The sequence below is a fragment of the Achromobacter sp. 01N37 genome (assembly GCF_056399725.1).
This window is the reverse complement of sequence record NZ_JBFTRX010000018.1, coordinates 92,304-102,104: the sequence shown is the minus strand read 5'-3', so window position 1 is coordinate 102,104 and position 9,801 is coordinate 92,304. Positions and strand designations below refer to the sequence as shown.

At 64.5% G+C, this 9,801-nt stretch carries 9 protein-coding genes; 2 read left to right on the top strand and 7 right to left on the bottom strand.

What is annotated here, in order from left to right:
- Positions 1-200: hypothetical protein (locus tag AC1DSJ_RS26820; RefSeq protein WP_476760417.1), on the top strand; the 200-nt coding region annotated here is incomplete at its 5' end.
- Between the two features lie 606 nt (positions 201-806).
- Here AC1DSJ_RS26820 and AC1DSJ_RS26815 read toward each other — a convergent pair.
- The 7 genes from AC1DSJ_RS26815 to gpmA form a co-directional block, all read right to left on the bottom strand.
- Positions 807-2,219, bottom strand: a complete 1,413-nt coding sequence (locus AC1DSJ_RS26815) for an FAD-binding oxidoreductase (protein ID WP_342068083.1) — start codon at positions 2,217-2,219, stop codon at positions 807-809.
- Positions 2,216-2,935 carry a FadR/GntR family transcriptional regulator gene (locus AC1DSJ_RS26810; RefSeq protein WP_441372502.1) on the bottom strand — a complete coding sequence of 240 codons (720 nt, stop codon included), beginning with the start codon at positions 2,933-2,935 and terminating at the stop codon, positions 2,216-2,218. Before AC1DSJ_RS26810 ends, AC1DSJ_RS26815 begins: the two co-directional genes overlap by 4 nt.
- A gap of 80 nt (positions 2,936-3,015) precedes the next feature.
- Positions 3,016-4,212 carry a GGDEF domain-containing protein gene (locus AC1DSJ_RS26805; protein WP_441372503.1) on the bottom strand — a complete coding sequence of 399 codons (1,197 nt, stop codon included), beginning with the start codon at positions 4,210-4,212 and terminating at the stop codon, positions 3,016-3,018.
- Positions 4,213-4,352: 140 nt separating this feature from the next.
- Positions 4,353-5,108 (bottom strand): HesA/MoeB/ThiF family protein, encoded by a 756-nt coding sequence (locus tag AC1DSJ_RS26800; protein ID WP_054420610.1) that lies wholly within the window; start codon positions 5,106-5,108, stop codon positions 4,353-4,355.
- Complete coding sequence (locus AC1DSJ_RS26795; RefSeq protein WP_054420611.1) at positions 5,105-6,550, bottom strand: S41 family peptidase; 1,446 nt, start codon at positions 6,548-6,550, stop codon at positions 5,105-5,107. The genes AC1DSJ_RS26800 and AC1DSJ_RS26795 overlap by 4 nt, the downstream gene beginning before the upstream one ends.
- Before the next feature lie 68 nt (positions 6,551-6,618).
- Positions 6,619-8,232, bottom strand: coding sequence for a murein hydrolase activator EnvC family protein (locus tag AC1DSJ_RS26790; RefSeq protein WP_054420612.1), 1,614 nt, complete (start codon positions 8,230-8,232; stop codon positions 6,619-6,621).
- A gap of 188 nt (positions 8,233-8,420) precedes the next feature.
- Positions 8,421-9,173 carry a 2,3-diphosphoglycerate-dependent phosphoglycerate mutase gene (gene gpmA, locus AC1DSJ_RS26785; protein WP_054420613.1) on the bottom strand — a complete coding sequence of 251 codons (753 nt, stop codon included), beginning with the start codon at positions 9,171-9,173 and terminating at the stop codon, positions 8,421-8,423.
- A 184-nt stretch (positions 9,174-9,357) separates the two neighbouring features.
- Between gpmA and AC1DSJ_RS26780 the strand changes: the two genes are divergently transcribed.
- Positions 9,358-9,780: a rhodanese-like domain-containing protein gene (locus AC1DSJ_RS26780; protein ID WP_054420614.1), complete on the top strand. Its 423-nt coding sequence runs from the start codon at positions 9,358-9,360 to the stop codon at positions 9,778-9,780.
- The last annotated feature ends 21 nt before the right edge of the window (positions 9,781-9,801 follow it).

The window sequence follows — 9,801 nt, the reverse complement described above, 5'->3', positions numbered from 1 at the left end:
TAGTCGGCAAATTGGCCGAGAGCCGAAAGCTGAGACCGGCCTATGAATCCAACAACCGGAAAGACCGGCCGACCATCTCGCTGCTCACGCTTGGGGCCATGATCTATGCCGAACGGACGCTGGCCTTGACCGAAACGTCAGTCCTTGGGCTCTTGCGAACACCAGTGAGCACCGCCGAACTGATTGAAGGATGGCGATAAATTCGTGGGGAAACCTCAGAGTCAGACTGCATTAATGAAGAAGTGCAGTCTGACTGCATTAATGCGCTTCATCCATCCTACGAACGGTGACCGCCACTTAAACCCCAGTGCGTGGCGCGCAATGGGTCGGCATGCGCAAGACAGTTCGCGCCGCGCGCCACCCTTTACCCCCCAAAATCCTGCGGCGGGAGCATTAGAAAACCGCTCTGCACATTCGCGAAAGCGACTACCGCGCAAACGCCCACCAATGCGTATGCCGAGTAAGGCCGCCCGCGCGGCCGCCACTCGGCGGGCCCCGCAGCACTCGTGGCTAAGGCACACCCTAGCAGCGCGACATGCCAAGACAGCGGCAGCCCGTCGGCGCGGTGGCCCTGACTGCGCGCAACCTCGATGCGCCCGAGGGAATCTGAAGGAACCCGCCGAAGGCGGGTGACGAAGATGACGAAGGGGGGGGCCGCCTAGGGACGTCCGGAGCGAAGGCTCCGGACCGCAATCGTGGGCGCGCGCAGTCAGGGCCACCGCGACGATGGGCGACCTACGAAGATCAACCGACCGCCCCAAGAAACCAAGCTAACGAAGCCCCTCGATCACTCAACAAAATCCCGCCTACAACAACTTCCCAGGATTCATAATCCCCGCCGGGTCCATCACCTTCTTGATCTCCCGCATCAACCTCAATTCCACGGCATCCTTGCTATGCAAGAAATGCTCGCGCTTCAGCTGCCCAATCCCGTGTTCCGCTGAAATACTCCCGCCATAGCGATTCACTTCGTCCAACACCGCATCCGTAATCGCCGCGCCGTTCACCGCTACCCAGTCGCGTGCCGCGCCTGCCGGGCGGGACAGGTTGTAGTGCAGGTTGCCGTCGCCGAAGTGGCCGAAGATGAAGGGGCGGATATCTGGGTACAGCGCGCGCACGCGTGCTTCCGCCGACACCATGAAATCCGGAATGCGTTCAATCGGCAGCGACACATCGTGCTTCAGGTGCGGGCCGTCGGCGCGCTGGGCTTCCGAAATTTCTTCGCGCAACTTCCACAACGTCTGCAACTGCGACAACGACGCAGACACTGCCGCGTCCAGGCACAGGCCGCGTTCCAGCGCCGTGCCAATCACGTTCTCCAGCAACGTCGTCAGACCCGCTTCATCCGCCGTATCCGCCAGCTCTACCAACACATACGCGGGATAGCGTTGATCAAAGGGTTCCTGCACGCCCTCGGCATGCGTCAGCACCAGGTCCAGGCAATCGCCCGAGAAGTACTCGAACGCTTGCAGACGCGCGCCGCATTGTTCGAACAGAATCTCGAACAGCTGCAACGCCTGCGCCGGTGACTCGACGGCAGTCAGCACCACGGAGCGAACATCGGTGCGCGGGAACAAGCGCAGCGCCACGGCGGTGATCACGCCCAGCGTGCCTTCGGAGCCGATCAGCAACTGCTTCAGGTCGTAGCCCGTGTTGTCCTTGCGCAGCGTGCGCAGGCCGTTGAAGATTTCGCCCGTGGGCAGCACGGCTTCCAGACCCAGCACCAATTCACGCGCCATGCCGTAGCGCACCACGTTCACGCCGCCGGCGTTCGTGGCGACGTTGCCGCCGATCTGGCTGGAGTCTTCCGCCGCCAGGCTCAAGGGCAACAAGCGCCCGGCGTCCTGCGCCGCGCGGCGCAGGTTGCCAAGGATGGCGCCGGCTTCGGCAACCATCGTGTTGGCGACCGTGTCGATGGATCGCACGGCGTTCATGCGGTCCAGGCTCAGCACGACGTTCTTCGTTCCGCTGTCTGGTGTCGCGCCGCCGCACAGGCCCGTGTTGCCACCGCGCGGCACCACCGGCACGCCCTCTTGCTGGCACAAGGCCAGGCAAGCGGCGACTTCTGCGGTATTGCGCGGGCGCACCACGGCTTGCGCGTGGCCGTTGTACAGGCCGCGCCAGTCGGACAGCCACGGCGTGATGTCCGCCTCGGCGGTGTAGACGGTGTCGGGGCCCAGGGCTTGGGTGAGGCGTTGCGTGAAATCGGATGCGCTCATGATGTCTGCGTGGCTGCGGGAAAGAGGGAATCAAGTTGCAGGCGGCTGGCCGCCTGCTGCAAATGGCGCACCGCCGCCTGGCGGGCCCGTTCGGGATTGCGTGCGCGAATCGCTTCAAAGACTGCGACGTGCTCCTGATGCACGGCCGCGGTCAGGCCGTCTTGCAGGCGGCTATTCGACCGGGCGGTGCTGACGGCCAGCCTCAGCTGCAGGTTCAGGTACTGCAACAGGTCTTGATAGGTGCGGTTGTGCGTGGCGGTGGCAATGGCGACGTGGAACGCGATGTCGTGTTCCACGCCCTGCTCGGGGTGCTCAAGATGGGCCTCCAGGTCTGCCAGCGCCTGCGCCATGGCGCTCAGGTCGGCGGCATTGCGCCGCACGGCGGCGAGCGCCGCCGCGCCGCCTTCAAGTTCCATCCGCAATTCGTAGACGTCGGCCAGCTTGTCGCGGTCAACGGCGAGGCCGCTGGACACCTGAAACCCTTGAGCGCCCGTGCGGGATATCACGGTGCTGCCCGAGCCTTGGCGGCTTTGGATCAGCCCTTGGGCGCGCAAGCGTTCGGTCACTTCGCGGATCACGGCGGCGCTGACGCCGTACTGCTCGGCCAGGACGCGGCCAGGGGGAAGTTTGACGCCCACGGCGTGCAAGCCATCGGCGATATCCGTGGCGATCTGGCGGGCGACCTGTTCGGTCAGGGTGAGGCTCTTGGTCAACATGGGCGGATTATAGGCCTACTTTTCAGGTTATCTGATAACTTTTGATGAAAATCCGGATTCAATAACGTTGCTTGATCGCGTCAGGCGGTCGCGGGTTCGCCGTTGCCGCGGGCCATCGCCGCGTCTTCGGCTTCGCTGTCCCCCACGATTTCGCAGCAGCGGCCGCCGCGCGCCTTGGCGCGATACAGCGCCGCGTCGGCCAGGTCCAACGCTGCTTGCGGGCTGCGATGGGCGCCCGAAATGATCGAGATGCCGATCGACAACCCCACGCAGACGCGCGTGCCATCCGCCAATGCGATCGGCTGCGAGGCATCGCGCAGCAAGTGTTCGCCGAGCCGCAACGCGGCCGTGGCGTCGATACCCGTCACCAGCACGATGAATTCGTCGCCGCCGATTCGGGCCGCCACGTCGTCCACGCGCAGCATGGCGCGCATACGCTGGGCGGTGGTCGTCAGCACCTGATCGCCCGCGGCATGGCCGTAGGTATCGTTGATGCGCTTGAAGTCGTCCATGTCCACGTACAGCAGCGCGGCGTCGCTGTCGTGCCCGCGCTCGCTGGCGCAGACCCGTTCCAGCGCCGCCTGCAAGCCGGTGCGGTTGGCCAGGCCCGTCAGCGCATCTTCGCTGGCGCGGCGTTCGCTGGCGCGCTCGGCCAGCATGGTCGACACCAGGATGCGGTTCAGCCGATGCGAGGCGATGCTCATGCTGACCAGGTAGAACGGGATCTGCACGAAGACGATGGCAGTGACGTATTCGCCGGTGAACAAGGCGCCCAGGCACATCGGCCCCAGGCTCAGGAAGATCATTGCGCCGACCAGCCGTGGCGCACCGTAATTGCGAAAGCAGATACCGCCGGCCATCGCCCCGCACGACACGCCTGCCAAGGTCGCCGCCAGCCAGTCGCCGTTGATGAACGTGATGAAAACGCCGTAGCCCACGCTGAACGCCCACAGCAGGGCCAGCAGAATGTAGATGTCGGTGTGGGTGTTGCCGCCCTTGGGCGCGGCGCGTAACGCGGACCGCAGGATGGTGACGCGGATGATGGCCAGCACCACTTCCAGCACCAGCCACGAAATATAGAGGGGCTCGGGCCGGCGCCAGGCGACCACGCCGGAAATCATCAAGGTGTTGATCACGCCGCCCGCAAAAATGGGCAGCGTGCCGAACAGGCTGGCGATCAGCGCCGCGCGGATATCAGCAGGCGTGTCCTGACCAGCATGCGTCAGCCAGCGCGTCAGGCGCCACTTAGGCAAACTGAATTTCAGTCCTGTATCCACACCGTCACGTCCAAAGCCATCACCCGAATTCTGTAGGCTGGAGGGCGTTATAGCAGGTATTTCAAGGCTTTAACATTGTCCGGCAGGGCAATTCGGCCACAAGATGAGGGGAAACAACAAACGAGGCGGGTCGCGCCTGCCTATTGCCCGCGGTGGCCGCAGACCTCGCATTCCGGGTCGCGCTGGACATTGACGCTGCGCCATTGCATGGTGCGCACGTCCAGCCACAACAAGCGGCCCGACAGGCTTTCCCCAATGCCAGACAGCAATTTCAGCGCCTCGGCGGCCTGCATGCTGCCGATGATGCCGACCACCGGCGCAAACACGCCCATCGTGGCGCAATTGGCTTCTTCGACATCGTCGGCTTCCGGGAACAGGCAGTGGTAACAAGGCGCGTTGTCATCGCGCAGGTCGTACACGCTGACCTGCCCGTCAAAGCGGATGGCCGCGCCGGAGACCAGCGGCTTGCGGTGTTGCACGCAGGCGCGGTTGATGGCGTGGCGGGTGGTGAAGTTGTCGGTGCAGTCCAGCACCAGGTCCGCTGCGGCGACGGCGTCGGAAAGCGCTTGGTCTTTCAGGCGCTCGACACGGGCGTGGACCTGCGCTTGCGGGTTGAACGCCGCCAGCATGTCGCGCCCGGACTCGGCCTTGGGCCGGCCGACGCTGGCCGTGGTGTGGAGAATCTGGCGTTGCAGGTTGCTGAGTTCGACGATGTCGTCGTCAGCGAGCGTGATGTCGCCCACGCCGGCCGTGGCCAGGTAGAGCGCAGCGGGTGAACCGAGTCCACCCGCCCCCACGATGAGCACACGCGCCGCCAGCAGTTTTTCCTGCCCTTCGATTCCTAGCTCGTCCAGCAGGATGTGGCGGGCGTAGCGCAGCAGTTGCTCGTCGTTCATTTGTCCTTGCTGGGCTCGACTCCGGTCGGCGTGATCTTCATGCGCGTTGCCGTGCCGCCGCCCGGCTTGGCGTCAGCCTTGGCCTGAGCGCGCGCCGAACCCTTCTGCACCGGCTTGCCGGCCAGCACGTTCAGCGCTTGTTGCAGCTGGAAGTCGTCCTTGCCGCCGAATTCGAACACCTTGGTCGGCAAGTCCACATTGTCTTGCGCCGAGTTGGACTTCACCTCGTTGGCGGTCTCGGGGTTGGAAAGGTGGCGTTGCAGGTCGGCTTCGCGCGGCAGGCGGAACAAGTCGCCATCTGCCGTATCGGCCACGACAAAGTCGGGTTCGATACCGGTGGCCTGAATGGAACGGCCGCTGGGCGTGAAGTAGCGCGAGGTGGTCAGCTTGACCGCGGTCGATTCCGACAGCGGCAGGATGACTTGCACCGAGCCCTTGCCGAACGTGCGGTTGCCCAGCACCTTGGCGCGCTTGTGGTCTTGCAGCGCGCCGGCCACGATCTCGGAAGCCGAGGCCGAACCCACGTTCACCAGCACCACCATCGGCACGGTCTTGGTCCAGGCGGGCAGGCCCGACAGGTAGTTGCTTTCACCGCGAGCGTATTCCGACGGCGTGGCCAGATACTTGTGGCGGGCGTCGGGCGTACGGCCGTCGGTGGACACCACCAGGGCGTCAGGCGGCAGGAACGCGCCGGACACGCCGATGGCGCTGGTCAACAGGCCGCCCGGGTCGTTGCGCAGGTCAAGCACCAGACCCTTGGGCGCTTCCTTCGCACCCAGGTCCTTCAGTTGCTTGGCCAGATCAGCGCCGGTCTTTTCCTGGAACTGAGCAACGCGGACGTAGCCAATGCCGTTGTCCAGCATCTTGCTGCGCACGCTGCGAACCTTGATGACGTCGCGAACGATCTTCAGCACGATGGGCTGGGGACGGTCGGCGCGCATGATGGTCAGCGTGATCGGCGACTTGGGCGCGCCACGCATGAGCTTCACGGCGTCGTTCAGCGTCATGCCCTTGGTGGGCGTGTCGTCGATTTTGATGATGAGGTCACCGGCCATCACGCCAGCGCGCGCGGCGGGCGTGTCTTCGATCGGCGAAATCACTTTGACGAAGCCGTCTTCCGCGCCGACCTCGATACCCAGGCCGCCGAACTCGCCTTGCGTGGCCGTCTGCATTTCGCGGAACGCGTCGGCATCCAGATAGGCGGAGTGGGGGTCAAGGTTGGAGACCATGCCAGAGATGGCATTGTCGATCAGGGTCTTGTCATCGACCGCTTCGACGTAGTTGTTCTTGATGGCCGCGAACACGTTGCTCAGTTGCCTGAGCTCGTCCAAAGGCAAAGGACTGCCGCGCTGAGCAACGGCTGTTACCCCCACGCTAAGCAATACGCCAGCCACCGCACCGATGGCAATCAGACCGAAACCGCGAAACTTGCGAGTGCCCATGCACACTTCCCGAATTTTGTTTTCGCCGATGGGGGTTTGGTAATTTACCAACGACTTTACCTACCAACCTATTGGGCCAGCCACTGGGCCGGGTCCACAGGAGCGCCACGATGGCGAATTTCAAAGTATAGGCCGGATTCCACTTGGCCGCCGGTTGCCCCTACCGTAGCAATAGTATCGCCACCTGTCACCGAATCCCCCACCCGTTTGAGCAGACTTTGGTTGTAAGCATAGACCGTCAGGTATTGCTGGCCATGATCCACAATGATGAGGTTGCCAAAACCCCGCAACCATTCGGCGTAGACGACGGTGCCGGGGGCCACCACCTTGACAGGCGTGCCTTCCGGCGCGCGCAGCACCACGCCCCGCCAAACGCCGCCATCCGGGCGGTCGACCCCGAAACGGCCTTGCACCTGGCCGCGCACCGGCATGGCCAGGCCATGCTTCAAACCGCTGCCGCCGCCGACCGCAGGCGCGGCGCGGCTGGCCTGCTGAGCCGATGCACTGCGGGTTGGAGTGGTTTCGGGCTCGGCAGGTTCCGCTTTAGGTTCCGCTTTTTTAGGCGTTTCTGCGGGTTTTTCCGCTGCCGCGGGCGGCGTTTGAACCGGATCGGTCAAACGCGTGTGTTTCTGTTCAGCCGGACGTAATCCTGCGGCGTCCGGGTCGGCCACGGCGACCGGCCCGCGATTCTGCCGCGAGGCCGCTTCGACTTGTTCACGCGCCTGCGCGGCATCGCGGGCATCCCGCGAATCGCGATCACGGCGCGCAGCAGCGTCGGCGGCCAGCTTGCGGTCGGCCTCGGCCTTCTTGCGGGCTTCGTCCGCACGGCGTTCGGCCTCGGCACGTTTTTTGGCCTCTTCGGCGGCGCGGCGGGCTTCTTCCACACGACGGGCCTCTTCCGCCTTCTTGCGCGCTTCCTCGGCCTTGCGGGCCTCTTCGATCTGCTTGGCGATGGCCGCATCCAGATCGGTGATCAGGCGCGACAGGCGCTGATCATCGCGGCCCAGCTTGTTGGCCTCGGCGCGCTGGGCGGCAATCTGCCCTTCCAGCTGCGCCAGCAAGGTGGCGCGCTCTTTCTGCTGGCCGACCAGAGCGGTCTTCTGCTCCGAGGTCTCGGCCACGACTTTTTCAATTTCCGCGCGCCGGGCGTCGGCACGCGTCTGCAATGCGGCCAGGCGTTCGATGTCTTCGCGCAAGGCCTGCACCGCGTTGGCGCGGGCTTGCGACACGTAATCCAGGTAACCCAGGTTGCGGCCCAGCACTTGGGGATCGTCACCAGACAGCAGCGCCGTCCACGGCGACAAGCCGCTGGTGTACTGGGTGCGCAATTGTTCGGCCAGTTCCGTGCGGCGTTTGGCCAGCACGGTTTCCTGCACGCCGATCTGCTTTTCGAGCCCGGTCAGGTCCGCCTGCGCCTGGCGGTTGGCCTCGGCCAGCTCCCGTAGGCGCAGGTTGATCTTGGAGATGGCCGATTCCGATTGCTTCAACGCATCGGCGGCTTCCTTGCGGGCGGCCTCGCGGCCATCGATATCCTTTTGCAGGTTTTCGATGCGATCCCGCAAGGCGGCCTGCTGACGCTCAGCGTCGGACTGGCGTCCGGCAAGGTCGTTAGGCGCGGCCCGAGCCGACAACGCTCCGCCGGTCAACATGACCGCCAACAACACCCCTGCCGTGCGACGCATAGTAGGACCTGCTCTCACCGGAGGGAGCCTCGCACAGGCTGAAAATCGGGTGCCGGGCTAGGCGTGGCCGACGCCGCGTGGCCTGCACCACGCAAGGAGGCTACAACAACGCCAGGCGCCCGATTTTCAGCCTGCCCGAAGGGTGATTGCGCAATCATGCGAGGTTCCATCTGGTGTGAACAGGTCCTTTAGTCCTTCTTAGCCTTACCCTGAGCTGCGACCGCAGCCATGGCCGCCTCGATCTCGGCGGCGTCGCCCAGATAATAGTGGCGGATCGGGCGCAGGTCATCATCCAATTCGTAGACCAGGGGCTGGCCGGTCGGAATGTTCACGTTGACGATGTCGTCGTCCGACACATTGTCCAGGTGCTTGATCAGGGCGCGCAGGCTGTTGCCGTGGGCGGCGACCAGCACCTTGCGGCCGGCGCGGATGGCCGGGGCGATCGATTCGTTCCAGAACGGCAGCACGCGGGCCACGGTGTCTTTCAGGCACTCGGTGGCGGGCAGCTGGTCAGCCGGGATCTTGGCGTAGCGGCTGTCGAAACGCGGGTGGCGTTCGTCGTCCAGCGCCAGCGGTTCCGGGGCGATGGCGTAGGCGCGGCGCCAGATCAGGACCTGCTCGTCGCCATACTTGGCGGCGGTCTCGGCCTTGTTCAAGCCTTGCAGCGCGCCGTAGTGGCGTTCGTTCAGGCGCCAGTTCACGCCGACCGGGGTGTACATGGCGTCCATGGCGTCCAGCGCGATCCACAGGGTGCGGATGGCGCGCTTGAGCAGCGACGAATAGGCCAGATCGAAGGTGTAGCCCTCTTTCTTCAGCAATTCGCCCGCCTTGCGGGCCTGTTCGCGGCCGGTTTCGGTCAGATCGACGTCGGTCCAGCCGGTGAAACGGTTTTCCAGATTCCACTGGCTTTCGCCGTGGCGCATCAGAACGAGTTTATGCATGGTTTGGCACGCTTTCCGCGCGGGTTAAAGTTAAAGGATGGTTAAAGAATGCGCTCATTTTATAATTGAGTGATTTTGCCCTTGATTTAGCCCCGGCGCACCCGTCCATTTCCCTGGCGCGGCGACCCGGATTTCATCTCGGGTTCGCCGTTACCAGGCTCGTCGCCACCCTTCAGGATGCCCCGTGGATCTTTTGCAATTCTTGCTCGATAAAAACAACGTCTTCATCGTCGGCGTGGCCGTGATCTCCGGCGTGATGCTGGCGATTCCAGCCTTGCGCAAGGGCCGCTCCGGCTCGGCCGTCAGCACCGGCGAAGCCATTCAGATGGTCAACCAGCGCAACGCTGTCTGGGTTGACGTGCGCCCCGCCGAACAGTTCCAGGCCGGCCATATCGCCCAGGCCCGCAACGTGCCGGCCGCCGATCTCGAACAAAAGGCCGCGTCGCTGCCCAAGAACAAGCCGCTGGTTGTGGTGTGCGATAACGGCCGTGACTCGGCCCGCGCCGCCGCCAAGCTGCGCGCCCAGGGTTTCGCGGACGTCGTGCCGCTGGACGGCGGCATGCGCGCCTGGTCGGCCGCCAGCCTGCCGGTCACCCAAAAGGGCTGAGCGCGGCTCGCCCCCTTTTTC

Bases quoted from the DNA above. Each gene is read 5' to 3' on its own strand.
- AC1DSJ_RS26790 (WP_054420612.1), bottom strand. From the start codon at position 8,232: ATGCGTCGCACGGCAGGGGTGTTGTTGGCGGTCATGTTGACCGGCGGA.
- AC1DSJ_RS26800 (WP_054420610.1), bottom strand. From the start codon at position 5,108: ATGAACGACGAGCAACTGCTGCGCTACGCCCGCCACATCCTGCTGGAC.
- gpmA (WP_054420613.1), bottom strand. From the start codon at position 9,173: ATGCATAAACTCGTTCTGATGCGCCACGGCGAAAGCCAGTGGAATCTG.
- AC1DSJ_RS26815 (WP_342068083.1), bottom strand. From the start codon at position 2,219: ATGAGCGCATCCGATTTCACGCAACGCCTCACCCAAGCCCTGGGCCCC.
- AC1DSJ_RS26810 (WP_441372502.1), bottom strand. From the start codon at position 2,935: ATGTTGACCAAGAGCCTCACCCTGACCGAACAGGTCGCCCGCCAGATC.
- AC1DSJ_RS26795 (WP_054420611.1), bottom strand. From the start codon at position 6,550: ATGGGCACTCGCAAGTTTCGCGGTTTCGGTCTGATTGCCATCGGTGCG.